Annotated in this window: 26 protein-coding genes; 11 read left to right on the top strand and 15 right to left on the bottom strand. The window is 62.1% G+C overall.

Going from position 1 to position 24,872, the window contains the following annotated elements:
• Positions 1 to 34 precede the first annotated feature (34 nt).
• The 3 genes from GV829_RS00405 (at position 35) to GV829_RS00415 (ending at position 3,165) form a co-directional block, all read left to right on the top strand.
• Positions 35 to 1,585: a lipopolysaccharide biosynthesis protein gene (locus tag GV829_RS00405; protein ID WP_246202920.1), complete on the top strand. Its 1,551-nt coding sequence runs from the start codon at positions 35 to 37 to the stop codon at positions 1,583 to 1,585.
• 145 nt (positions 1,586 to 1,730) lie between these two features.
• The gene (locus GV829_RS00410; protein ID WP_169943314.1) at positions 1,731 to 2,471 is read left to right on the top strand and encodes a methyltransferase family protein; all 741 of its coding nucleotides are present in this window, start codon (positions 1,731 to 1,733) and stop codon (positions 2,469 to 2,471) included.
• A gap of 4 nt (positions 2,472 to 2,475) precedes the next feature.
• Complete coding sequence (locus GV829_RS00415) at positions 2,476 to 3,165, top strand: hypothetical protein (protein WP_169943315.1); 690 nt, start codon at positions 2,476 to 2,478, stop codon at positions 3,163 to 3,165.
• Between the two features lie 34 nt (positions 3,166 to 3,199).
• Here the strand turns inward: GV829_RS00415 and GV829_RS00420 are convergent, their stop codons facing one another.
• Positions 3,200 to 4,087 (bottom strand): alpha/beta hydrolase, encoded by an 888-nt coding sequence (locus GV829_RS00420; RefSeq protein WP_169943316.1) that lies wholly within the window; start codon positions 4,085 to 4,087, stop codon positions 3,200 to 3,202.
• 237 nt (positions 4,088 to 4,324) lie between these two features.
• Here GV829_RS00420 and GV829_RS00425 point away from each other — a divergent pair, with 237 nt between their 5' ends.
• On the top strand, positions 4,325 to 5,053 hold the full coding sequence (locus GV829_RS00425; protein ID WP_169947748.1) for a metallophosphoesterase family protein: 729 nt from the start codon (positions 4,325 to 4,327) through the stop codon (positions 5,051 to 5,053).
• Between the two features lie 137 nt (positions 5,054 to 5,190).
• Positions 5,191 to 6,303: an Rv3169 family protein gene (locus GV829_RS00430; protein WP_169943317.1), complete on the top strand. Its 1,113-nt coding sequence runs from the start codon at positions 5,191 to 5,193 to the stop codon at positions 6,301 to 6,303.
• Between the two features lie 275 nt (positions 6,304 to 6,578).
• Here the strand turns inward: GV829_RS00430 and GV829_RS00435 are convergent, their stop codons facing one another.
• From GV829_RS00435 to GV829_RS00455, 5 genes are all read right to left on the bottom strand, one after another.
• Positions 6,579 to 7,148 (bottom strand): hypothetical protein, encoded by a 570-nt coding sequence (locus GV829_RS00435; protein WP_169943318.1) that lies wholly within the window; start codon positions 7,146 to 7,148, stop codon positions 6,579 to 6,581.
• A 150-nt stretch (positions 7,149 to 7,298) separates the two neighbouring features.
• Positions 7,299 to 7,799 (bottom strand): 30S ribosomal protein S9, encoded by a 501-nt coding sequence (rpsI, locus tag GV829_RS00440; protein WP_169943319.1) that lies wholly within the window; start codon positions 7,797 to 7,799, stop codon positions 7,299 to 7,301.
• Complete coding sequence (gene rplM / locus GV829_RS00445) at positions 7,799 to 8,278, bottom strand: 50S ribosomal protein L13 (protein ID WP_169943320.1); 480 nt, start codon at positions 8,276 to 8,278, stop codon at positions 7,799 to 7,801. Before rplM ends, rpsI begins: the two co-directional genes overlap by 1 nt.
• Before the next feature lie 189 nt (positions 8,279 to 8,467).
• Positions 8,468 to 9,223, bottom strand: coding sequence for a hypothetical protein (locus tag GV829_RS00450; RefSeq protein ID WP_169943321.1), 756 nt, complete (start codon positions 9,221 to 9,223; stop codon positions 8,468 to 8,470).
• Between the two features lie 45 nt (positions 9,224 to 9,268).
• Positions 9,269 to 10,360, bottom strand: a complete 1,092-nt coding sequence (locus GV829_RS00455) for a COX15/CtaA family protein (protein WP_169943322.1) — start codon at positions 10,358 to 10,360, stop codon at positions 9,269 to 9,271.
• A gap of 163 nt (positions 10,361 to 10,523) precedes the next feature.
• Here GV829_RS00455 and GV829_RS00460 point away from each other — a divergent pair, with 163 nt between their 5' ends.
• The 3 genes from GV829_RS00460 to GV829_RS00470 all read left to right on the top strand — a co-directional run bounded on the left by GV829_RS00460 (position 10,524) and on the right by GV829_RS00470 (position 12,415).
• On the top strand, positions 10,524 to 10,961 hold the full coding sequence (locus GV829_RS00460; RefSeq protein ID WP_169943323.1) for a MerC domain-containing protein: 438 nt from the start codon (positions 10,524 to 10,526) through the stop codon (positions 10,959 to 10,961).
• A gap of 56 nt (positions 10,962 to 11,017) precedes the next feature.
• Positions 11,018 to 11,476, top strand: a complete 459-nt coding sequence (locus tag GV829_RS00465; protein WP_169943324.1) for a Fur family transcriptional regulator — start codon at positions 11,018 to 11,020, stop codon at positions 11,474 to 11,476.
• Between the two features lie 216 nt (positions 11,477 to 11,692).
• Positions 11,693 to 12,415, top strand: a complete 723-nt coding sequence (locus tag GV829_RS00470) for a hypothetical protein (protein ID WP_169943325.1) — start codon at positions 11,693 to 11,695, stop codon at positions 12,413 to 12,415.
• Positions 12,416 to 12,477: 62 nt separating this feature from the next.
• Here GV829_RS00470 and GV829_RS00475 read toward each other — a convergent pair whose 3' ends face one another.
• Complete coding sequence (locus GV829_RS00475) at positions 12,478 to 12,843, bottom strand: hypothetical protein (protein WP_169943326.1); 366 nt, start codon at positions 12,841 to 12,843, stop codon at positions 12,478 to 12,480.
• 210 nt (positions 12,844 to 13,053) lie between these two features.
• Here GV829_RS00475 and dxs point away from each other — a divergent pair, with 210 nt between their 5' ends.
• From dxs to purT, 3 genes are read left to right on the top strand one after another with little or no spacing between them, the layout of a single operon-like run.
• A complete protein-coding gene (dxs, locus tag GV829_RS00480) occupies positions 13,054 to 14,979 on the top strand; it encodes a 1-deoxy-D-xylulose-5-phosphate synthase (protein WP_169943327.1) in 1,926 nt (641 codons plus the stop codon).
• Positions 14,976 to 15,407, top strand: a complete 432-nt coding sequence (locus GV829_RS00485; protein ID WP_169943328.1) for a hypothetical protein — start codon at positions 14,976 to 14,978, stop codon at positions 15,405 to 15,407. Before dxs ends, GV829_RS00485 begins: the two co-directional genes overlap by 4 nt.
• Complete coding sequence (purT, locus tag GV829_RS00490) at positions 15,404 to 16,579, top strand: formate-dependent phosphoribosylglycinamide formyltransferase (protein WP_169943329.1); 1,176 nt, start codon at positions 15,404 to 15,406, stop codon at positions 16,577 to 16,579. The genes GV829_RS00485 and purT overlap by 4 nt, the downstream gene beginning before the upstream one ends.
• Positions 16,580 to 16,622: 43 nt before the next feature.
• Here the strand turns inward: purT and GV829_RS00495 are convergent, their stop codons facing one another.
• From GV829_RS00495 to purE, 8 genes are read right to left on the bottom strand one after another with little or no spacing between them, the layout of a single operon-like run.
• Positions 16,623 to 17,048, bottom strand: a complete 426-nt coding sequence (locus tag GV829_RS00495) for a DUF3035 domain-containing protein (RefSeq protein WP_169943330.1) — start codon at positions 17,046 to 17,048, stop codon at positions 16,623 to 16,625.
• Between the two features lie 48 nt (positions 17,049 to 17,096).
• Complete coding sequence (gene lspA / locus GV829_RS00500; protein WP_169943331.1) at positions 17,097 to 17,600, bottom strand: signal peptidase II; 504 nt, start codon at positions 17,598 to 17,600, stop codon at positions 17,097 to 17,099.
• Positions 17,597 to 20,473, bottom strand: coding sequence for an isoleucine--tRNA ligase (gene ileS, locus GV829_RS00505; RefSeq protein WP_169943332.1), 2,877 nt, complete (start codon positions 20,471 to 20,473; stop codon positions 17,597 to 17,599). The genes lspA and ileS overlap by 4 nt, the downstream gene beginning before the upstream one ends.
• Positions 20,474 to 20,530: 57 nt before the next feature.
• Positions 20,531 to 21,454, bottom strand: a complete 924-nt coding sequence (locus GV829_RS00510) for a bifunctional riboflavin kinase/FAD synthetase (RefSeq protein WP_169943333.1) — start codon at positions 21,452 to 21,454, stop codon at positions 20,531 to 20,533.
• Positions 21,455 to 21,476: 22 nt separating this feature from the next.
• Positions 21,477 to 22,637 carry a dipeptidase gene (locus GV829_RS00515; RefSeq protein ID WP_169943334.1) on the bottom strand — a complete coding sequence of 387 codons (1,161 nt, stop codon included), beginning with the start codon at positions 22,635 to 22,637 and terminating at the stop codon, positions 21,477 to 21,479.
• 28 nt (positions 22,638 to 22,665) lie between these two features.
• Positions 22,666 to 23,160, bottom strand: a complete 495-nt coding sequence (locus GV829_RS00520) for a dihydrofolate reductase (RefSeq protein ID WP_169943335.1) — start codon at positions 23,158 to 23,160, stop codon at positions 22,666 to 22,668.
• Positions 23,157 to 24,254: a 5-(carboxyamino)imidazole ribonucleotide synthase gene (locus GV829_RS00525; RefSeq protein WP_169943336.1), complete on the bottom strand. Its 1,098-nt coding sequence runs from the start codon at positions 24,252 to 24,254 to the stop codon at positions 23,157 to 23,159. Before GV829_RS00525 ends, GV829_RS00520 begins: the two co-directional genes overlap by 4 nt.
• Positions 24,254 to 24,748 carry a 5-(carboxyamino)imidazole ribonucleotide mutase gene (gene purE, locus GV829_RS00530; RefSeq protein ID WP_169943337.1) on the bottom strand — a complete coding sequence of 165 codons (495 nt, stop codon included), beginning with the start codon at positions 24,746 to 24,748 and terminating at the stop codon, positions 24,254 to 24,256. Before purE ends, GV829_RS00525 begins: the two co-directional genes overlap by 1 nt.
• Positions 24,749 to 24,872: the final 124 nt, after the last annotated feature.

Below are 24,872 nucleotides of genomic sequence, written 5' to 3' on the forward strand. Positions count from 1 at the left end.
GCATTGTCCGTCAAGCCGCGCTAAGGCGCGCGGCGTGAGTGAACCCGTCCCGCCTTCCCAAGCCGACTCCGCACCTGCGGCGGTGACCAGCCGCCATGTTGCCAAGGGTGTGGGCACCACCCTGCTTTCCCGCCTTGGCGCTGTCATCGAGATTGTTGCCCAGCCGCTCTATGTCTGGATGTTCGGCCTGGCCAGCTTCGGCCTTTATGCCGTGCTGTGGGCGGCGATCAATCTGCTCGAAAACATCTTCGACCTCGGCATGACCAGCGCGATGCAGCGCACTGTGCCGCAATCAGCCGACGACCGCGAAGCGGCTGATGCCCTGCGCGCCGCCATGCTGCTCGGTGTCGGCCCCTGCATCATCGTCGCCGCTGTCATCATGCTGGCCGCCGAACCCTTGTCGGTCTGGGTCAATGTCGCGGCGGAGGACCGGCATCTGGTTGTCCCGGCGATCCAGCTGTTCGTTTGGGCCCTGCCGCTGTGGGCCTTTGTCGAGATCGCCACATCGGCACTTCGCGCCCGTCACCTGTTCGGACCGGAAATCCGGTTGCGCCTCGTCTGGGAAATGTTGATCCGGCTGGTGCTGGCGGTTGGCTTTTACCTGGCTGGCTTTGGCCTGACGGGCCTGTTCTATGCCCATCTTCTGTCTTTGGCGATCACTGCTGCCCTCTGCCTCAGGCTGGTGGCGCAACATTACCGGCTCGGCATGCTGGTCACCGGCCCGCTTGTCACGCCGATATTTGTCGAAACGATGAAGGCCGGCCTGTCGATCCTGCCGTCGAACATGATCGGCCGTCTGTTCGGCGATGCCCCGGCCGTCGTTCTCAACATCGCCATCCCCGGCGCGGCGGGAGCACAGGCCGGCGCCCTTTTCACCATCGCCCGCAAGGTGTCGAGCGTCGTCCAACTCGTCCGCATCGCCTTTGTCTATGTGCTCGCGCCACTTGCTTCCAGCGCCGAACGCGCCGACCGGGCACAGGTGCACGACATTTATGCCTATGCCGTCCGCCTGATCCTTGTCATCGCCCTGCCGCTTGCCGCAGTGCTCAGCGCCGGCAGCGCCCCGCTGCTCCGTCTGTTCGGACCTGACGCCATTGTCGCACAGGGGGCGATGATTATCCTGCTGCTCGCGCGCGCCATGGAGGCGGTGGTCGGCATCTCGCTGCCGGTGCTGCAAGTTGTCGCCGGTTTCCGCCACCAGCTCACCGCCAGCATCGTCGGCCTGATCGTCGCCTGCCTGGTCGGCTGGCCGCTGATGCAGGCGATGAACCCGCTGACCGGCCTCACACTTGCGGTCTCCATCGGCTTTGTCATCGCCGCTGCCATTCCCATGATCCAGCTTCAGGTGCATGAGGCGCTCAATCCCATTGGTCCGGAACTGGGCCGCGCCGCTGTCCGCACCTTTATCGTGACGCTGGTCGCGCTTGTTCTGGCACTGGCGGCCGCGCGCCTGCCCGACGCGGCCGCCCTGCCTCTGGTGCTGATTGTCGGGCTAGGCGCCATCTGGGTAAGTGCGCGACTGGCCCTGCCGCTGGCGGACCGGGAATCGCTAGGGAAAACAGGGCGAAAGCTGCGGCTGGTCTGAATAGCCGGATGGCAGGTCGTAACATCACCGCCTCATTCCCGCCCGAAAGTGGCGCTACATTGACGAGATGGGGCGGCCGCAGCTATGCGCCGCCCTTTCCATAATGGACCGGCGCCGGGCGCCGGCGGCGGGGACAGGAAACTCAATGTACCAGACCGAACTGGCACGCAGCGGCAAAAAGCTGTTCTTCATTCGCGGCACCTATATCTACATCACCATCGCCATCTCGGTGCTGATCGCCTGGTGCTCGCGCGACCTTGGTCCCTTCGCCGATGCCGGTGCCGACCGTCTCTGGTTCTGGTTCGCCTTTGCCGTGGCGAGTGCCGGCGCCATCGTCCGCGTCTTCACCTCGGGATGGGCCGCACTCGGCACATCTGGCCGCGCAAAGGTCGCGGCGGAGGCGAGCGAACTCAACACCACCGGCCCCTACAGCCTGGTGCGTAACCCGCTCTATGTCGGCCGGATCCTCAACTTCACTGGCATTGCCCTGCTCTCGGGCAGCTGGGTCTATGGCGCGATCGTCTATCTCCTTGCCGTCCTCATTTACGAGCGCATCTCCATTTACGAGGAAGAGTTCCTGCGCGAAAAATTCGGCGCCGCCCACGCCGAATGGGCGAAGGATGTGCCGGCCCTGCTCCCTCGCCTGTCGGGTTGGGTCAGCCCCAAATATCCCTTTTGGTGGAAACGGATGATCTGGCGCGAACAGAACAAGCTGTTCCTGCTCGCCACCGCTGTCTTCCTCACCTGGTTCGCCCGCATCGGGTTTGACGTCGAAGCCATTCCTGCTGCCTGCTGGCCTTGGGTCTATGCCTATGGCGCTTTGGTCGTGGTGCGCTTCGCCATTGGTGGCCTGAAGATGATCGGCTTCTTCAAGGAACTGAGCTGAGGTCATGGCGGAGCCGCTGGCTCCCCTGATCGCTGTCGTCGGCTGCGACGGGTCCGGCAAATCGACCCTGTCTGCCGATCTCCTTACCCATGTCCGGGCCAGCCGCAGGGCTGAAACAGGCTATCTCGGCCTCGGATCGGGTGAACAGGGCCGCCGCATTGGTCGCTGGCCGCTCATCGGGCCGGCGCTGCAACGTTTTTTCGAAGGCGTGGCCGACCGGCTGCGCGATCCCGCCCAGCCGATCCCCGGCATTCTCGCCGCTCGCTACGCCCTGCGCAAATCCCGCAAGCGGCGGGCCAAGTTCGACGAGCTGCTCGCGGCCCGCCGTGCCGGCATAGCCATCGTTACTGATCGCTATCCACAGGTGGAGGTGCCGGGACTGCACGACGGGCCGATCCTGGCCGGCATTGCCACCACGCCGGCGCTGAAGGCGATGCAGGATGAAGAGCGCGCGCTCTACGCCGAGATGGCGGCATACCACCCCACTCTCGTCATCCGTCTACACATTGACACCGACACGGTTATGACCCGCAAGCCGGATCATGACCGCAGGCTGATCGCCGCCAAGGTGGCCAGCGTACCCCGCCTAACATTCCAAGGTGCACCGATGATCGATCTTGATGCGACGATGGACTATGCCGAGGAACTGTCGCTGGCCAAGGCCGCGGTAGACAAGGCGCTGGCATCGGCTTGATTGCCAAGCATTGCACCGCGTGCCGCGCGGTCGGTCAATCCGTGACGGCGCGCGCAAAGGCGACAGAATCGGCCAACAGCGGGATGGTATCGCGATAAAAAAGCGACAGCGGCGTTACGGTGCCGGAGTGGTCAATCCCGGCATAGCGCTTGACCTCGGCCTGCCCGCCAGCGTCGATCACCGCAGCGGCCAGCCGCTCGCTATTGCCAATCCGCACCGTGGTGTCGGCATCCCCATGCGCCAGCCACAGCGGCGGCGCATCGGCCCTGGCAAAATGGATTGGCTGCGTCTGCTCGATCGGACGGACATGACCCATTGCGCGGTCGGGGCTTTCACCCGGCGTAAAGGGCAGGAAATCGGCAGGTCCGGCAAGACCGATGACTCCCTTGATCGCGCCTCCCGGCTGCGACATCTCACCCAGCCAGCGTTGATCGAGGGCGACCAGTTCCACCATATGGGCTCCCGCACTGTGCCCCGCCAGCACCAGCCGGTCAGGGTCGCCGCCATAACGGGCGATGTTGGCATGGCTCCAGCGGACGGCGGCGGCGGCATCCTGCATGAAGGCAGGGAATTTGCCTGCCTCTCCCAGGCGGTAGCCAACGACGACGGTGACAAAGCCCTGGCTGGCAAAGGCGTGGCCAGCGAAGCCATAGACGTCGCGACCGCCATGGTGCCAGCCGCCGCCATGGAACCATATGATCACCGGACGCTTGTCCGAAGGCACGGCGTCTTGCGGCGCATACACATCGACCAGTTGGATGGGATCATCGCTGGCATAGCGAACCGCAGTGGCTATCCGCTTGCCAGCCGGGCCGGGGGTGAAACGGTCCACCAGATCCAGCAGCCCAACCATCTGCCACCGCGCCGCATAGCCCGTCGCAGTGGCCATCAGCGCAAGAACCGCCACAGCAGCCATCATCATTCGAATCATCCCCGCCTCATTTCCTTTTGGCTAACCCTGTGGGGGCCAGAACCGCTTTGTCTGCGCGTGCGACCCTGTGGCGGGCCGGCCGTGCCAACAGCTACCGGACAGTTGGGGCAACGTCCAACCCTATGGCGCATGACCCGCTCTCGACTGCGTTGACAGGCGGACAGGCTTTGTCGCAACGGTCACTGACCGGTCATCATGGCCGGTCACCAGGGAGGCCAAGGGTTGAGCATCATCCGTCTGTTCCATGCCAGCGATCTGCATTTCGGATCGGAGGACCGGCAGGCGCTCGACTGGTTCGCCCGCTGCGTGGCCGATGAACAGCCTGACGCAGTGGTCATAACCGGGGATCTGACCATGCGGGCCCGGCATCGCGAATTTGCGGCTGCCCGGGAATGGCTCCGTTCGCTCGCCCGCCCGGTTACGGTGGAAATCGGCAATCACGACATGCCGTATTTCAACCTCATCGAACGCTTCGTCACGCCATATAAACGCTATGCAGCCATGGAATCGATGGTCGAACGGACGATTGACCTGCCCGGTCTTGCCATTGTTCCGCTGCACACCACGGCGCCCGCCCAGCTACGGCTCAATTGGTCAAAGGGCATCGTCACGCGAAAGGCGCTGGCCCGGACGCTGGGCACCATGCAGGCATTGCCCTCTGATGCCATGGTCCTGGTCTCGGCCCATCATCCGCTTGTCGAAACCGGAACGCGGGGGACCGCGCTGACCCGGGGTGGCAATCGTGCGCTCAGGGCGCTGGCACGGGCCGGGGCGACGGCGGTGCTGTCAGGCCACGTCCATGATCCTTTTGATATCACCCATGCCAATGAACATGGCCAAATTCGCATGATTGGCGCGGGCACATTGTCTGAACGGCTCCGCACCACCAGCCCCAGTTTCAACCAGCTCAGCATAGCTGATGGTCAGCTGGATGTGACCGTGCGGGTCATGGCCTGAACCTGACCCACTGCCACTTCCGACAGATTTAGGCGGTTTGCCCTAGACGGCCCTTGCCTGTCCGGATTCTGGCTCTACCTTGTCCTCTATCTACCCGACGCATGATCGGGGAATGAGCATGTGGGAGTGACAATGCGATGCTGACCGGCGGCGATGATTTTCCAATCCACCAGACACCCGAACCGGTAGCCCTGGTCACCGACCGCAATTTTTATGACCGCTACTTCTTCAACGGCTATTCCCCTGATGGAAACATCTTCTTTGCCGCTGCCATGGGCATATATCCTGCCCTGGACGTCATCGACGGCGCCTTTTGCGTAATGGTCAATGGCGTGCAGCATAATCTGCGCGCCTCCGCACGGATGCACGGCGAGCGCATGGCCTTGCAGGCAGGCCCGATCAGGGTGACAATCGAGCAACCACTTCATCGCGTGCGCATCACGGTTACAGCGAATGATGGTCCGTTGTCCTGCGATCTCACCATCACCGGTCGCCACTTCCCTATAGAGGAGCCTCGCTTCACCCGTCGCAACGGGACACGTCTGTTTATGGACTATACCCGCATGACGCAGAATGGCCGCTGGTCCGGCCACATCATGGTCGACGGACAGCGTATCGAGGTCGATTCCAGCTTTGCCGGCACACGCGACCGCAGCTGGGGTATCCGGCCGGTCGGCCTGTCTGATCCGCAACCGCCACCCAGCGCCATCTCCGGCAGCATGCCGCAATTTTTCTGGCTGTGGAGCCCATGCAACTTCGACCAGCAGTCGCTGTTCTTCCACACCAACGACGATGGCGAAGGCCAGCCATGGAACCGGCGCGGCGTGCTGTTCCCCGATGGCGGCAATGAACTGCATTTCGACCAGTCAACGCTGGCGATAGACTGGAACCCCGCGACACGCCGGGTCCGCGAAGCCAGGGTTGAGCTCGGTCCCGATACCGTCGTGCGCATGACGCCTATCAGCGGCGGAGGCAGCAACGCACGCGGGCATTTTTACATGAGCGGCCTTGGCTACACGCATCCTGTATGGGGACATGGCATGGACCATGGCGAACTGGATGTCGGGCATGACAGCATTGATCTGACCAGCATCAACGATAATGATCCGGCGCTGATGCACATTCAGGCCATGTGCGATGTCGTCCTGACCCATGCCGGGCAAGAGATAAGGGGGCGCGGCGTCGTCGAGCAGCTTTTTATTGGGCCGCACGCACCCAGCGGGTTGCATGGATTGTTCGATCCAGCCTGACAGTAAACCTGCTTCAGTTTGAGTGTCTTTTGGGCCCCATAGCGGCCAAAGGGTCAACTGTTCGCTTCAGAAACGTGGCATAACTCATTTATTTCGCTAGCGTTTTACTGCCAAATTGGGGGAGACTCCATTTGCCTTTTCACCGAAGTTCGGACATTCTCCTCCTGCGACTCAGATGGGTCGCATGTCAGCAATCTCTTGGTTTCTGACAGCAGGGAGGGGGGAGATCGCCGGTCTGGTCCCTGACGATGACACCCCCTCCCTCGCCCCGCTTCCTATCCCAACAGCACCGCAAGCACGAAGGCCACTGCTCCTGCAGCACTGGTCCAGATCGTCATTGTGCGGAATGCCGGAATGGTGAAGCACAGCACCAAGCCCGTCGCCACGAGCATGAACAGGGTGAAGGCCACGAAGCTGGCATAGACGCGAAACAGCGTTGCTCCCTTGGCTTTGTGCAATTGAACAAACACGCGGTAAAAAGTCGGCTGCTTGACCGTCATCGTCACGCTATTGGCGGTCTCACCGGGCACCAACGTCACTTCGGACCGCGCGCCTGACCAGTCAAAGGTCCAGTCATCCCCTTCACCCCGAAGGCGCGTGCGCCCACTCGGCTCGGCAAAGCCAAGCTTGCCCAGTTCCGCGACGACCAGCGCCTTCACAGCGCCTTCGTCGCGTTCCAGCGGGGCGCTCAGGCTGATAGCATGCTCGCTCTCCTCATTGCTGCCGGTGATACCCCATGTATAGAGCGCCCCCGTCAACAGGAACATCAGGATCGCCGGAAAGGTGAAGGCGGCAAGCAACAGATGCACTTTGGTGAGCAGTGCGCGGGTGGACGGACGAACCATAAGTCTGGGAATCCTTGTTGAGCAGTAACAAACAATCGCCATTAATGCGATTGATTATCAGTTGCAAGTCAGTACGAAATTCAACAACGAAAAAGGGGCTGCGATCGCTCGCAACCCCTTTGACATACTCGGTAAAACCGACTGGTCGGTTTAACGCTTCGAGAACTGGAAGCTGCGGCGGGCCTTGGCCTTGCCGTACTTCTTACGTTCAACAACGCGGCTGTCGCGGGTCAGGAAGCCTGCCTGCTTGACCACGGTGCGCAGGGCTGGCTCGTAACGGGTCAGCGCCTGGGCGATACCATGCTTGACCGCGCCGGCCTGACCCGACAGGCCGCCGCCCTTGACCGTCGCGACGACGTCATAGGCGCCTTCGCGGCCGGCAACGCCAAAGGTCTGGTTGATGACCAGACGCAGCGTCGGACGAGCGAAATAGACTTCCTGATCGCGACCGTTGATCGTGATCTTGCCGGTGCCGGGCACAAGCCAGACGCGGGCAATGGCGTTCTTGCGACGACCGGTTGCATAGGCGCGGCCCTGCTTGTCGAGTTGTTGCTCGCGCAGCGGGGTCGGCACGTTGTTGTTGACCGGAGCGGCAGATTCGCCGCTGGTGATGCCGCCGAGATCAGCGAGCGAGTTGACGGTGTCGGACATCAGGCACCCACCTTGTTCTTGCGGTTCATCGACGCAACATCGAGGAGTTCAGGGTTTTGCGCGGCATGCGGATGCTCGCTGCCGGCATAGATGCGAAGGTTACGCATCTGATCGCGGCCCAGCGGACCGCGCGGAATCATGCGTTCAATCGCCTTTTCCAGAACACGCTCGGGGAAACGGCCGCCGAGGATCTTCTCCGGCGTGGTTTCCTTGATACCACCGACGTAACCGGTGTGCTTGTAATAGACCTTGTCCTTGAGCTTATTGCCCGTGAAACGGACCTTTTCCGCATTGATGATGACGACATTGTCGCCGCAATCAACATGCGGGGTATAGGTCGGCTTGGTCTTGCCGCGCAAGATGTTGGCGACGATGGTGGCAACGCGACCGACGACCAGGCCGTCCGCATCGATCAACACCCATTTCTTTTCGACTTCGGACGGATTGACCGACCTGGTCTGCTTGCTGAGCGCCTTCATGGCACGCTCCCTTGTCTAGTGACTATTGACCGATCCTGCGAGAGACTCGCCCGACCGAAAAACAAAATGCACCGGCCCAGACGGACTAGCGAACGCGGCGGCATTGGCGGCTATGCTGCGGAAAGTCAAGCGAAGCGGGCGATTCACGACGGGTATTATAGTACCTTCACGGAATTCCGTCGCCTCATCTCATCGCGCCAGACGCCATAAACGGCTGCTCAGTATCGGGGCATTCGGCCCGGAGGCGACGGCAGCATCCCGGCTGGTCACGACACTTTCTAAGACCAGTCCGGTGGTAAGGTCGACCCGGTCCCGCTTGTCTCTGACAATGGCAACTGTGGGATCCGAGTCGAGCCGAACGCTTGTCCGCGACACAATCTCTGCAACCTGATCAGGATGTATTGTCACGGCCAATTCATCCGGCGACTCCCGCCAAACCGCCGCCAGCACCCCAGGATCAAGCGGGTGACCAACATAACTGAGCGCTTCCCGCAATTCCGCCATCCCCAGGGCACCGGGACTTTGCTGTTCAATCTGGGATAGGATGGCCTGTGCTTCCGGCAATCCATCACCCACGGCCAAAACATCTCCACCGACCAAGGGACGGATCGCTCCATTTGCAGCAATGGCATATCGCTGGACGGTCCCGATCCATGTCGCCATGGCCCGCCGATAGGCATTGCAGACCGGCTCAGGTCCATTGCAATCAACCGCATCCCGGCGGAGTGTGGCAATCATCCCGCCCTGCCCGCGCGTGAATCTCAGCCGATTCTCAACGCTGAACAAAACCTCTCGTCCGTCGGCCAACTGCCGTCGATCACTGATTGATAACGACAGGTCCCGGTCAAACGGGGGATTGAACGGCACCGATTCAGGCCGGTTCCGGCCAAGAGGCTCGACTGGAAGGTCAGGCGGCGATGCACCCGAAGCGACAGCAGCCGTCAAGGCGAACAGAGCGGCGGCAACCCTAGGGCACCCCCAATTACCCATTCAAGCCGGCACCGATGATGTGCCCGCGATTCGATGCGGCCCTGGGTAACTGCGACTCACGACATGGCCGGCCCAGGCGGCCGCAGCGACTAGCAACGCACCCACTCCCTGATGCGCAACCGCGACCCAGAGCTCAACACCCGTCAGCAGTGTCGCGACACCCAGGACAATCTGCGTAACCACCAAAAGGTGTAGTACCGCTCCGGATTTGCTGCCCGCGCGCGCAGCCTTGATACCCAACCATATCAGTGCACCCGCAGCAGCAAACGCCCACCAGCGGTGAATGAACTGAACAACAATCGGATTGTCGACCAGGTTGAGCAACCATGGCTGAACCATCGGCGTCGCCGACGGGAAGAATTCATCTCCCATCAAAGGCCAAGATGAAAAAGCATAGCCGGCCCGCAAGCCAGCTGTGAACGCGCCCCAGAAAAGTTGCAGCGTCAACACGATCAGAACAACGGTGACCGGCAGGCGCAGTCGGGCAGGTCGCGCCGATCCATCACGCGCCAGAACCGCAAGATCACGCGCGGTCCAAACGATCGCCCCGAGAATGAAGAGGGCAAGGCACAGGTGAACAGCAAGACGGTAATGGCTTACCTCTGTCCGGCCAACCAGTCCGGAGACAACCATCCACCAACCTACGACACCCTGCAAACCGCCCAGCGCCAGCAAGGCGACCAAACGCCATCCATAACCAACGGGTATCATCCGGCGAACGGCGAACCAGACAAGTGGGACTGCAAAGGCGAGACCAATTATCCGGCCAAGCAGGCGATGAACCCACTCCCAGAAAAAGATGAACTGGAAATCCGCCATGCTCATGCCGACGTTGAGCTGCTTATACTGTGTCGTTTCACGATAAAGAGCGAACTGATGCTCCCAATCGGCAGCGGTCAGGGGCGGCAACGCCCCGCTGACCGGTTTCCATTCGGTGATGGAGAGTCCGGATTCGGTCAGCCTGGTGATGCCGCCGACAATGACCATCAAAACAATCAAGGCGGCGACAGCATAGAGCCAAAGGACCAGTGCCCGCAGATTAGTGCCATGGTCCAGATGATCGTTTAGGTGGGACTTCGGGGGAGCCAGCATGTGGCGCATATTGGCCGGCGGATGCCGCTTCGCAAGCGAATATCTCCTCATCTGTGACCAATTATTTCGATGATGCCTTGCAATGTGATGTTGTAACGTCGGCAGGAATGCCCTATGTGGACTTACAGGGTTCGGATCTGGGCATCAGGCGCAAATCCCGACCATGAGGAGTCAAACGCTCGTGCCGCTGCCATTCGCCCTCCACAGCCCCATCCGGCCAGACCGGCGCTTGGGTGTGGGCGTGACAGACCGGCTTGAGGTGCTGGACCGTGTCGGCATATGGCTATCGGCCTTGTGCGCCGCCCATTGCATCACAACCGCCATATTGATTGCGGCCCTGGCCAGCTTTGGCGGCGTCTTTCTCAACCCGCTGATCCACGAAATCGGTTTGATCCTTGCCATACTCTTGGGTGCGGTGGCGCTGAGCACCGGCGTCCTGCGTCATGGCTACATGATGCCCTTTGCAACTGGGTGCTTTGGTTTGGGAGTGATGGCAGGCGCATTGTCATTGGGTCACGGCGATGGAGAATTGGTTGCCACCTTGGCAGGACTCATGATCCTCGCCCTCGGCCACGATCTGAACAGTCGCGCGCGCAATTAACCAAAGGCTTGAGCAGGTGCTTGTTTCGCACTGCTTCAGCCATTAACTTGAGCCCCATGGCGCAGCATCACCATCATCAGGAATCAGGTCCCGCCTTGTCCAGGGCGGCCCAGACGACGCTGGAAGCAGCAGGTGAGCAATGGACTGACATGCGTGCCGCGATTTTTGACGCGATAGCAGCTCTCGACAAACCTGCATCCGCATACGACATCGCAGACATGGTTTCCAATCGTCGGGGACGGCGGGTCGCGCCTAACAGCGTGTATCGGATCCTTGACCTGTTCGTTGCCAATAACCTTGTGCGCCGGGTAGAAAGCAGCAACGCATTCATCGCCAACAGTCACCCCGGCTGCCTGCATGACTGTATTTTCCTTATCTGCGACAGTTGCGGTCAGACGACTCACATCGACAATGATGCCATAGCCAGTGACGTCCGCGCCGCAGCGCAAGCGTCGGGCTTTGCTCCAGCCCGCCCCGTCATTGAAGTGCGTGGCCGCTGCGCGGAATGCGACTGAAAATATCCCGGCACTCTTGTTCCCGGCCATTTTCTACAATCGCAGGTCCATCCTAACTGCCAAGCTGAAGCGGTTTCGGCTTGGGGGGAGGCGGGACAGACCTTGCAGTTTCTCCCTCTTGTGACAGGATTTAAGCCAGACTGGTTCTGATTCGCGCTAATCTGTGGTTCAGGATCGGACGGGCAAATCGATCGCGTTCAACAGGGAGAACCAACAATGTACCGCTCCGCTCTCCGTAACCGCAGTTTCGTCAACGGACTGCTTGCCGCCGCCACTGTGGCCGCATTGGCCGTGCCCGGCGCTGCACTCGCCCAAAAGGGTGCCAGCGGCGGCGATTATCGCCCCGTCACCAGCTACCGGGTTGAGGCCAACTCCGAATATTGGGTCAATCTCAACCTCTGCTCTTCCCCGGTCGTCGTTGACGTCCGCGGCGATGGCGACACCGATGTCGATTTCACTATCTATGACGAGAATAATCGTCAGGTTTATCAAGATCTTGATCTGGACGACATCACCACTGCCACGCTCTCGCCGAACGTCCGCAACGGCCGCTGCGTGGTGTATCGGATGAAGCTGAACAATCTAGGCAACGTCTGGAATCAGGTGCAGGTCACCGTGGGCAGCAGCACCGCCAATGGCGATGCCCCAAGCATCGGCAGCTATCGGGTCGAAGCGAACAATGAATATTGGGTGGATCTCACCCTGTGCCATCGTCGCGCCCGCATCGTCGCTGATGGCGACGGGGACACGGATGTCGACTATGTTGTGTATGACCGCAACGACCGTGAACTCGCTTCAGACTATGCGTTGAACGACAATATGGACGTGACGATCAACACAGGTAGCTACGACGGCACTTGCCGCCCGTTCCGCGTCAAGATGCGCAATCTGGGCAATGTCTGGAACCAGGTGACTCTCACCGTCTACGATCTCGACTGATCAGGATACTGCGGCAGGGGGCGATGATTGCGCCCCCTCGCCTGCCTACCGAGGGCCGCGCATCACTGCCGTAGACGCTCAGCGGTATCCTGCATGACTGCAGCGGCCTCCCGATAGGAATCAGCAGTGTTTGCCGAAGGCCCTTCACTATCAGTTTCAGCATTCATAGCGGCAGCTGTTTCGCGGAACCTCTCGTTCAGCGCATCCGCCAGTTTTTCTTGGGCCACCGTATAGGCTGCAAGATCGTCAGACGATATTGAGTTGGCGACAGCAGTGGTTTGGCTCGGCACAGCCCGGTCATCGGACCTGCCTCGCGCTTCCGAATCTTTGGCATCGTCGCCGACGGCACCGTTGACCGCAAAGCTGACAGGCCCCGCCCAAGTCCGGTCAATACCGATCGACACATTAAAGCGCCCGGCAACGCCCAATCCGGCAATGGCTACCACCCCGCATGCAGCACATGCAAGGACCGCAAACCTGCGCTTGACCAGGATCTTCCTGTCGACGCCGCTGTTCGCTTCTTCTGACATGGGGTAAAGGGTGACGTCTAAGGTTTAGGATCAGATTAATGGCCAGAGGCTAATGGCGTCAGCCTTTTTTGGTTCGACACCCCGCCTTTGAAACGGTAAATGCCCCCCATGACAGACCGTCCTTTGACGCCGTTGCTCGACACGGTGGAATCCCCGGCCGACCTGAGGCACTTGAAGCCTGAACAGCTCCGCCAACTTGCTGACGAACTCCGCGCCGAAACAATTTCGGCGGTGGGAACCACCGGGGGCCATCTCGGTTCCGGCCTTGGCGTGGTCGAATTGACCACCGCCATCCATTATGTGTTCGATACGCCGCGTGACCGGCTCGTGTGGGATGTCGGCCACCAGTGCTATCCGCACAAGATCCTGACCGGACGACGCGATCGCATTCGCACTTTACGCCAAGGGGGGGGGCTGTCTGGCTTCACCAAGCGCAGCGAAAGCGATTATGACCCGTTCGGCGCTGCGCATAGTTCAACGTCGATCAGCGCGGCTCTCGGATTCGCCATGGCAAACAAGCTCGCCGGCACGCCCGGAAAGGGCATCGCCGTCATCGGCGACGGCAGCATGTCGGCCGGAATGGCCTATGAGGCGATGAACAATGCGGCGCAGGCCGGCAACCGCCTTGTTGTAATCCTCAACGACAATGACATGTCGATCGCTCCGCCGGTCGGCGGTCTCAGCGCCTATCTCGCCAAACTCGTCTCATCGCGCCCCTTCCTTGGCCTGCGGGACCTTGCCAAGCGGATCTCGCGCAAGTTTCCTGAACCGATTCACAAGGGCCTCAAAAAGACCGACGAGTTCGCCCGCGGCATGGCGATGGGCGGCACCTTGTTTGAAGAATTGGGCTTCTATTATGTCGGGCCGATCGATGGCCACAATCTCGACCACCTGATCCCTGTCCTTGAAAATGTCCGTGACGCTGCAGAGGGTCCCTGCCTGATCCACGTGGTGACCAAGAAAGGTCATGGTTACGCACCGGCCGAAGCTTCAGCCGACAAATATCATGGCGTCCAGAAATTTGACGTCATCACCGGCGAACAGGTCAAGGCCCCACCCGGACCGCCCGCCTATCAAAATGTCTTTGGCGAAACCCTTGCCAAGATCGCCAACGATGATCCGCGCATTGTCGCAATCACCGCTGCCATGCCCAGCGGTACAGGCGTTGACAAATTTGCCAAGGCGCACCCGGATCGGGCCTTTGACGTCGGGATCGCCGAACAGCATGCCGTCACCTTTGCCGCTGGACTGGCAGCGCAGGGGATGCGTCCTTTCTGTGCCATTTATTCGACCTTCCTCCAGCGCGCTTATGACCAGGTTGTGCATGATGTGGCGATCCAGAACCTCCCGGTCCGCTTCGCAATTGACCGCGCCGGACTGGTGGGCGCCGACGGTGCCACCCATGCCGGCAGCTTCGACGTCACCTATCTCGCCAGCCTACCCAATTTTGTCGTCATGGCGGCGGCGGACGAGGCAGAACTGGTCCATATGACCTACACGGCGGCCCTGCACGACAGCGGCCCGATCGCTTTCCGTTATCCGCGCGGCGGCGGTGTCGGGATACCACTCCCCGAAGTCCCTCAGCGTCTTGAAATCGGCAAGGGCCGCATTGTCCGTGAAGGCAGCAAGGTCGCCATTCTCTCGCTCGGCACCCGTCTCGCCGAGGCGCTCAAGGCCGCAGACGTGCTTGATGCCAAGGGTCTGTCGACAACGGTCGCAGACCTGCGCTTTGCCAAGCCGCTCGACGAAGAACTGATCCGCAAGCTACTCGCAACGCATGAAGTGTGCGTGACCATCGAGGAGAATGCGATCGGCGGTCTTGGGGCACATGTTCTGACCATGGCCAGCGACGCCGGCCTGATTGATGCCGGACTCAAACTGCGCACCATGCGCCTGCCGGACATGTTCCAAGACCAGAACAGTCCCGACAAGCAATATGACGAGGCAGGCCTCAACGCCCCGCACATCGTCGAAACCGTGCTGAAGGCGCTGCGCTGGAATGATGCGGGAGTCGACGAGGCCGGGGTGGCGTGACCCTTACGGCGCTAGGCTATATGCTTGCCATCGCGGCGGCCGGCCTTGGCTGGTGGCGCTGGCGGAGGGAACTGAAAGAGCGACGGCTGGCGGCGCTGGACAGTGCTCGCCGAGGGTTGAGCCTGAATGAATTTGTTCGCCAACTGGCTGTCGACAATGTGGACGCAACGGTGGCTTCAGCCACATATCTGACCATCCGCCACCGCGCGAAGGTGGATGATCATCGCTTGCATCCCAATGACGCGCTGGACGCTTATTTCGACGACCGCGCCGATGTGACCGAGCTTGCTCGTGAGTTGATGCTGGTTTTTGACCGTGCCCAGGTTGCCATCGATCCGGCCGACGTCGCTGCTGGCTGGCGGACCGTGGGCGATGTGGCGCAGCATTTTTCGGGCGGGTCGCGCCCTTATCTGAGGACGGTGCAATGACTCCGACGGCCACAATATTGCTCCTCGGTTCGGGAGAACTGGGACGCGAATTTGTCATTTCGGCCAAGCGACTGGGGGCGCGGGTGATTGCGTGTGACAGCTATGCGGGCGCACCGGCGATGCAGGTGGCGGATGATTGCGACGTCTTTTCGATGCTTGATGGCGATGCACTGAGGGCGGCGATTGCGCGGCACAAGCCAGATCTGATCGTCCCGGAAATCGAGGCGATCCGCACCGAAGTGTTGGGTGAGGTAGAGGCACTGGGACAGGTGGTGGTACCCTCTGCCAGGGCGACCATGCTGACCATGAACCGGGATGCCATTCGCGATGTCGCGGCACAGGAATTGGGCGTCAGAACAAGCCGTTACACCTATGCCGAGAGCCTGGACAAGGCCCAGGCGGCGGGTGCTGACATCGGCTATCCCTGCGTCATCAAACCGGTCATGTCGTCATCCGGAAAAGGCCAAAGCGTTGTCAAAACTGCCGCCGGCATGGCGGCTGCCTGGGACTATGCCGTCAGCGCCATGCGCGGTGACAGGCGGCGGGTGATTGTCGAGGAATTCATCGCCTTTGACTATGAAATCACCCTGCTGACCATCCGCGCCCGTGATGGGGTGCATTTCTGTCCGCCGATCGGCCACCGGCAGGAGCGCGGCGACTATCAGGAAAGCTGGCAGCCGACGCCAATGCGCCCGGAACATATCGCCGCAGCGCAGGAGATGGCGCGCAAGGTGGTCGACAATCTCGGCGGCTATGGCCTGTTCGGCGTCGAATTTTTCGTCACCGCTGACGAAGTGATCTTTTCCGAACTCAGCCCCCGACCGCACGACACCGGCATGGTGACGCTGATCGGCCAGCAGCTGTCCGAATTTGACCTGCACGCCCGGGCCATCCTCGGCCTGCCGATCCCGCCGATTGCGCTGTCAGCGCCCGCCTCCGCCTCCGCCGTGGTATTGGCTGACCGGGATGCCGAGCATTTCACCATCACCGGTTTGGCCGAGGCGCTGGCGCTGGGTGACGATGTGAACCGGGTGGACGTCCGCGTGTTCGGCAAGCCGGTGACGCGGCCTTACAGGCGGATGGCGGTCGCGCTGGCGACGGCGGCTACGACCGATGAAGCCCGTGCGCTGGCGAAGCGCGCCGCGGATGCGGTGCGGATTGACTATCGGTAAAGCTTGGTCCCCTCTCCCGCTTGCGGGAGGAGACGCAAGGCTGTCAGCCGCCGGTGCGGTTGCCGGCAACCGCCTGGGCGAACTGTCCGGCCCCTGACGGAGCGGCAAGGATGTCGCGGGTCACCGTGCCCTTGTCGACGACATTGGTCTGCGGATCGCCCACCGATGAACGGATGCCGACTTCGGCGCGAGCCGCGCCAGCGCGCTGCAACAGGCTGGTTTCGGTCGGGCTCCGCGGGGCAGCGCCGCCGAACAGGGCGCGCAGCGTCTGTTCCGACGCACTGTCAGAGGTGGTGGCGGGCGTGCCCGGTGCCGGCGGGGTCAGCGCAAAGTCAGGCGGAATCACCAACGGTGCGGAACGCGTGACAGCATATTCGTCCGGCCGGTCGCGGCTCAACAGGCCCGTCGAGCCACAGGCCGACAGCAGCATGGCCGAAGCGGAAACGGCGAGGATGAGGCTCTTGCGCATAATCGTATCAAATCCCTTGCGGCCAGCGGCCAAACAGTCGGTTCGCCCTTAATCCGCCTTTTCGCGCACAAGCAGCGCGCGTGCAACCAAAAGCAGCACGCCGATGGTGATGCAGGCATCGGCCACGTTGAAAATCAGGAAGGGCCGGAAATCACCGAAGTGAAGATCAGCAAAATCAACAACATAGCCAACGCGGATCCGGTCGATGATGTTGCCGAGCGCGCCACCGAGCACCAGCGCCAGCGCCAGTACATCCGCCTTGGCCTTTTCCCGCATCATCCAGACGCCGACTCCGATGGCTACGAGCAGGGTGAAGCCCACCAGCATCCAGCGCTGCGCATCGCTGTCAGCAGAGAACATGCCAAAGCTGACGCCGCGATTTTCCATCCAGGTCAGGTTGAAAAAGGGCAGCAGTTCAATCTGGTAGCGTGCTTCCAGGCCCAGCGGCCAGGTGACGATCCACTTGGTCAGCTGGTCAAAGGCCAGCACCAGTGCGGCGATGATGATGCCAAAGCGGCGGTGCGGTGACGGGGTGGCAGGTGCGCTGGTCATGCGTCCCCCAATACCGTTTCACAGCGTCCGCACAAAGCGGCTTCTTCAGCCACGTCGGGCAGATGGCGCCAGCAGCGGCCACATTTGTGGTGGGTGCTGGGGGAGACCGAAACATCCGCCCCGGCATAGTCAACCGACGCGACAATGGCGATTTCAGTGAGTTCTTCTGCGCTTACGCCCGCCACTTCAGCCATGGTGACGGCAGCGGCGAGGCTCGAACCAACGACCTTGTCCCGACGCAGCGGTTCGATCGCTTCGGTGATCGCGGCACGGGCTTCGCGAGTGGCCGCCCATTTGACCGCCAGCGCACTGTCCAGCCACGCCGGATTGGCGGTCGGCCATTCGAGCAGGTGGACGCTGCCCGCATCCGGGTAACGCGTGCCCCACACTTCCTCCGCGGTGAACACGAGCACCGGCGCGGCATAGCGCACGAGCGCGTGGAACAGCGTGTCGAGCACGCTCCGGTACGCGCGGCGCTTCATCGTGCCGAGCGGTTCGGCGGGGCCGATGTCGCAATAGAGGCAATCCTTGCGGATATCGAAGAAGAAGGCGCTGAGATCATCCTGCGCAAATTCGGTCAGCGCGCGGACATAGGCGTTGAAGTCAAAGTCGTTGACCGCCGTCTTCAGCTGCGCGTCGAGCTCGGCAAGCCGGTGGAGGATGTACAGCTCCAGTTCGGGCATGTCGCCCTCACCCACACGCTCTTCCTCACCGAACCCGTCGAGCGCGCCCAACAGGTAGCGGAAGGTGTTGCGCAGCTTGCGATACTGGTCGGCGACCCCTTTCAGGATTTCATCGCCGATGCGGTGATCCTCGGTGAAATCGACACTGAGCGCCCACAGGCGGATGATGTCGGCACCGTTGGTTTCCATGACCTTGAGCGGATCGACGGTGTTGCCGACCGATTTGGACATTTTCATGCCCTTTTGATCCATGGTGAAGCCATGGGTCAGCACCGCGTCATAGGGCGCGCGGCCCCGCGTGCCACAGCTTTGCAGCAGCGACGACTGGAACCAGCCGCGATGCTGGTCGCTGCCTTCGAGATAGAGGTCGGCCGGCCAGCTCAGTTCGGGCCAGCGGCCGCTTTCGAGCGTGAAGACATGGGTGCAGCCGGAATCGAACCAGACGTCGAGGATGTCGAACACCTGCTCATAGTCTTCGGCGCGGTAGTCACTGCCGAGATACTCCTGCGCCCGTGCGGCTTCCCAGGCGTCAACGCCTTCAGCCTTGACCGCGGCAACGATGCGGGCGTTGACCGCCGGGTCATTGAGATACTGACCGGTCTTGCGATTGACGAACAGGGTGATCGGCACGCCCCATGCGCGTTGGCGGCTCAGCACCCAGTCCGGCCGCCCCTCGACCATCGAGCCGATGCGGTTGCGGCCCTTGTCAGGGACAAAGCGCGTGTCGGCAATGGCCGCCATGGCCGCTTCGCGCAGCGTCGGGGAGGCACAACGCCCTTCATCCGCGGGATCAATCGCCCCGCCCTCATTCTCCCAACCCTTTTCAGCCGGGGTCTTGGCGGGGAGGTGGGTCAGCGCGCGATCCATCGGCACGAACCATTGCGGCGTGCAGCGATAGATGACCTTGGCCTTGGAGCGCCAGCTATGCGGGTAGCTGTGCTTGTAGTCGGCGCTGGCGGCGAGCAGCGCGCCGGCTTCGCGCAGAGCGGTGCAGATCGGGCCGTCAGGTGCATTGAACTTGGGGTTGATGACGCTGCCTTCGCCGCCGAGCCAGGCCCAGTCGGCGCGATAGCGGCCATCGCCCTCAACCGCGAATTGCGGTTCGAGCCCATGCGCCTTGCACAGGTCAAAGTCATCCTCGCCATGGTCGGGCGCCATATGGACAAGGCCGGTGCCGCTGTCGGTGGTGACGAAATCACCCGGCAGGAAGGGACGGGGGCGGGCAAAAAAGCCGCCGAGATGGTGCATAGGGTGACGCGCGACAGTTCCGGCGAGAGCCTCGGTCGAAATCAGCATTTCTTCCTTGAGCTCTAGACCGGAGCGGGCTGAAAATGCCGACACAAGAGCCCTAGAAAGCAAATATCGCCGTCCGTCGTTCGCAGTGCTGACACAATAACTTGCTTCAAAATGCTCTGCGTCGATTTTGGGATTAAATGCCAAAGCCTGATTGACCGGGATCGTCCAGGGGGTCGTCGTCCAGATCACCGCATGGGCGCCGACCAGTTCGGGGATCGGGCTTTCGACTATCTCGAACGCCACATCGATCTGCGTCGAGGTGATGTCCTCATACTCAACCTCAGCCTCGGCCAGCGCGGTCTTTTCGACCGGGGACCACATCACCGGCTTGGCGCCGCGATAGAGCTGGCCGCTCTCGGCGAACTTCAGCAGCTCGGCAACGATGGTGCCCTCGGCTTCAGGGTCCATCGTCAGATAGGGCTTGTCCCAATTGCCGAGCACGCCCAGCCGCTTGACCTGCTCACGCTGCACATCGACCCAATGCTGGGCGTAGGCGCGGCATTCGGCCCGGAACTCCTTGACCGGCACCTCATCCTTGTTGAGCTTTTTCTTGCGATACTGTTCCTCAACCTTCCACTCGATCGGCAGGCCGTGGCAATCCCAGCCGGGGACATAGGGCGCGTCCTTGCCCAGCAGCGTCTGGGTGCGGCACACCATGTCCTTGAGGATATGGTTGAGCGCATGGCCGATGTGCATGTCGCCATTGGCGTAGGGCGGGCCATCATGAAGAATGAACTTTTCGCGCCCTGCCCGGGCTTCGCGAAGGCGGGCATAAAGGTCCGCCGCCTGCCATTTGGCAAGGATGGCGGGTTCCTTTTGCGGCAGGCCGGCCTTCATCGGAAAGTCGGTCTTGGGCAGGAAGACAGTGTCTTTGAGGTCGCGCGTATCAGTCATGACGCGGCCTTAGGCGAGCGGTAGTGAAAATGGAACAATTGTGTGTGGGGGGCAGGCTCAGCCCAGCACCACCCGCGCTGCTTCGCAATCGGCCTGCATCTGCGCCATCAGCGCGTCCATGCTGTCGAACCTCGCTTCACCGCGCAAAAATGCGTGAAAGGCGACGCTGATCGTCTGGCCGTAGAGATCCTCGGCAAAATCAAAGAAATGCGGTTCGAGCAATTCCTTGGGCGGATCGAATGTCGGGCGGATGCCGATGTTCGCCGCGCCTTTCAGCATGCGGCCATCGGACAGCGTGCCGGTCACCGCATAGATGCCATAGCGCGGGCGCAGATAGCTGCCCATGTCGATGTTCGCGGTGGGAAAGCCGAGCGTGCGGCCAACCTTGTCGCCATGCTGCACCACCCCCTCGATGGCGAAGGGCCGGGTGAGCAGGCGTGTGGCGGTGGGGCAATCCCCGGCTTTCAGCGCCTCACGAATGCGGCTTGAGGAAACGGTTTCGCCAGCTTCGGCCACCGGAACGATACGCGTGTATGTAAAGCCCTGTGCAGCGCCAGCGGCGGCAAGCACATCGCCATTGCCGCTGCGGCCCTTGCCGAAGACGAAATCCTCTCCGGTCACCACGCCGCTGATGCCGAGCTGGGCGAGCAGCAGATCGCCGATGAACTGGTCGGCGGTCATGCCGGCCAGAGCCGGGCCGAATTCGAGCACCAGCATCGCGTCGGCGCCAGCTTCGCCAAACAGGCGCTGCCGCTGGTCGAGCGTCGTCAGGCGGAATGGCGGGGCGTCAGGGCGGAAATGGCGGACGGGGTGGGGATCAAAGGTGGCGACAATCGCCGGGCAGCCACGCGCACGGGCCTGCTCCACCGCTGCGCCGACCACGGCCTGATGGCCCAGATGAAACCCATCAAAATTGCCGAGCGCTATGACCGCGCCGCGCAGGGAGTCGGGAATGGGCTGACTGGAGTGAAGACGCTGCATCGTCGGGGCTGTTAGTCCGCCCTCAACGCGCGGGCAAGGTCTGTCCCAGCACACGCAGCACATTGTCGCCCATCGCCTTGGCAATCTCCTCATCGGTAAAGCCCTGGTCGATCAGCGCCTGGGTGATGAGCGCCATGCGGCTGACATCATAGCCCGCCGTCACCGCGCCGTCGAAATCCGTGCCAAGACCGACATGATCGATGCCGACAAGATCGCGGATGTGGCGCATGGCGCGGGCGGTGTCCGCCGGCTCGGTGCCGCAGACCGCCGCATCCCACACGCCGACGCCGATAACGCCGCCGGTGCGGGCAACGCCGCGGATTTCCTCATCAGACAGGTTGCGGTTTTCGCGGCAGGTGGCCTGGACGCCGCCATGGCTGGAGACGACCGGGCGGGTCGCCATCGCCAGCACTTCGGCGACACAGGCGTGGCTGCAATGGGCGATGTCAATCACCATGCCGCGCCGTTCCATCTCCCGCACGACACGGCGACCGAGCGGGGTCAGCCCACCCTTGCGCTCGCCGTGCATCGAGCCGGCGATCTGGTTGTCAAAGAAATGGGTGAGCCCCGCCATGCGCACACCGGCGCGGTAGAGGCGGTCGAGATTGGCGAAATCGCCTTCGAGATTGTGCAACCCCTCGACCGAGAAGAGCGCGCCGGTGGTCCGTTGCCCCCGTGCGCGGGCAGCGACAAGCCGGGCCACATCGGCGCGGGTGCGGATGGCGATGATGTCGCCATTGCTCGCCGCCACCGCTGCATCCAGCTTTTGCCCGTGAAACAGGGTGCGCTCCAGCGGTGAGAACCAGGTGCGGACCGGCTGCTGCTGCGCCATGACGAGCAGCCACAGCTGGTCATTGTCGGGGTTTGACTGATAGTTTTGTCCTCGCGGTGTCTGGCTGACCGAAGAGAAAACCTGCAGCGCGACATTGCCGGCCTGAAGGCGCAGCAGGTCGATATGACCGCGCGTGCTCGCCTCGAGCATATCGCGTTGCCACAGCAAGGTGTCACCATGCAGGTCAGCGATGGTAAGGCTGCGGTGCAACGCCTCGGCGCGGGGGGAGACGGTGGCCTTGGTGCCGACCACCTTGTTCATGCTGTTTTCGGCGATGCCGGGACCAAGGATCAGGAAGGCCGCAAGCGCGATGGCGACCAGCGCTCCTGTCCATGCTGCGATCCTTTTCATTCCGGCCCTCCCCTGCCCAGATTGATGGCTATTGCCTGCCCCGTTTCAGCGTGACGAAATCAAACGCCGGCCGCCCATCCACCGCCGGGTGAGCGATGCGGGCAACCTCTTCCCAGTCAGCCGGATCAGGGGCGTCGACAAAGGTGTCGCCATCCGGTTCGGCATGGACTTCAGTCAGTTCGATACGGTCGGCCAGCGGCAGAAACTGCGCCCAGATTTCCGCGCCGCCGATCACGCAGACGTGAGGCGCGTTGGCCAGCGCCAGTGCCTGCTCAACACTGGTGGCGGGCTCCGCCCCTTCGGCTGACCAGTCGGCATCGCGGGTCAGGACGATATGGCGCCGTCCCTCCAAAAGGCCGGGAAGCGAATCAAACGTCTTGCGACCCATCACCATCGGTCGGCCCATGGTAATTTGCTTGAAGTGCCGCAAATCATCCGGCAACCGCCAGGGCAAGCGCCCATCCCGGCCGATCACGCCATTGTCCGCGCGGGCAAGGACAAGGATGATCTCGGGATGGTTCATGCCGCCCCCGAGCCTTGGCTGACCCATGTGGCGTGGCCCATCTTTCGCCCTGCCCGGCCATGCCCCTTGCCATAAAGGTGCAGGCGACAGGTCTTGTCAGACAGGAAATGCTGCCACCGGTCGACATCAGCACCGATGATATTGTGCATTTCGACACTGGCGCCAGTCAGAGTGGTAGCGCCCAGCGGCAGGCCGCATATCGCGCGGATATGATTTTCGAACTGGCTGGTGACCGCCCCTTCGATGGTCCAGTGGCCGCTGTTGTGGACGCGCGGCGCCATTTCGTTGAACAGCGGGCCGTCGGCCGTGGCAAAAAATTCACAGGCCAAGACCCCGACATAATCCAGCGCATCGGCGATGCGCAGGGCATGACCCACCGCTGCCTCGGCATGACGGGCGATCTCCGGCCGGGCCGGCACAAGGCTGCGCGACAGGATTCCGTCGGCGTGGATATTCTCCGGGCAGTTCCAGAAAACCGTCTCGCCATGGGTTGAACGCGCCAGAATGACCGAAAACTCGCCGTCGAACCTGACCATGCGTTCGAGCACGGCACGACCATGGCCGATGCTTTCCCACGCCGCCATGCCCAGCGTCGGGTCGGTGATCCGCGCCTGACCCTTGCCGTCATAGCCTTCGGTCGCGGTCTTGAGGATGGCGGGCGAACCGATGCTGGCGAGGGCGGCATTGAGGTCCGCCTCGCTGCGGACTTCGGCGAAATCGGCGACCGGCACGCCGAGATCGCGGGCAAAGCTTTTTTCGGCCACCCGGTCCTGCGCCACCGACAGCGCCTTGGCCGACGGGAAGCAGGCCCGATGCGGCTGCAAAAAGCGCACAGCATCCACCGGGACATTCTCAAACTCATAGGTGATGACCGAACAGCCATTGGCAAATCCTGCCAGAGCCATTTCGTCGTCATAGGCGGCTATGGTGCTGGCGCTTGCCACCTCATGCGCCACGCCGTCAGCCTCTGGAGCAAATATGTGGGTGCGATAGCCGATTTGCGCAGCAGCGACAGCCAGCATCCGGCCCAACTGGCCGCCACCCATGATGCCGACAACCGAACCCGGCGGCAAAGGCCCCTTGCTGTCAGGCATCAACCTTCCGCTCCCTCAGGCCGTTCGGTCACTGCTGCGGTGCGGATTGCCCGCCAGCCGTCGAGCCGTGCCGCCAGCGCAGCATCCTGATTGGCAAGGATCGCTGCCGCCATCAGGCCGGCGTTGGTCGCCCCTGCCTTGCCAATCGCCAGCGTGCCGACCGGGATGCCCGCCGGCATCTGGACAATCGACAGCAGCGAATCCATGCCGGAAAGGGCAGCGGACTGCACTGGCACGCCCAAAACTGGCAGGCGGGTCATCGAAGCGATCATCCCTGGCAAATGCGCCGCGCCACCGGCCCCGGCGATAATCACGCTGAAACCCGCGTCGACCGCGCCATGGGCAAAATCATAGAGCCGCTGTGGTGTTCGGTGCGCCGAAACGATGCGCACGTCGGTGCCAACCTCCAGCTCCGCCAGAACATCCACAGCATGGCGCATAGTGTCCCAATCGGTCTGGCTGCCCATCACAATGGCGACTGGCCGGCTACTCATGCAAAATGCGCCCCTGATTGACGGCCCCACTAATGAACCGCTGTCCGGTCGATAGCCGGATGCACGGCGATGGGCAATGATTGGCTCAAATCCCATCGTCATGACCGCTTTATCCACGGAATTT

It is taken from the genome of Sphingomonas lacunae (assembly GCF_012979535.1).
GTDB lineage: Bacteria > Pseudomonadota > Alphaproteobacteria > Sphingomonadales > Sphingomonadaceae > Sphingopyxis > Sphingopyxis lacunae.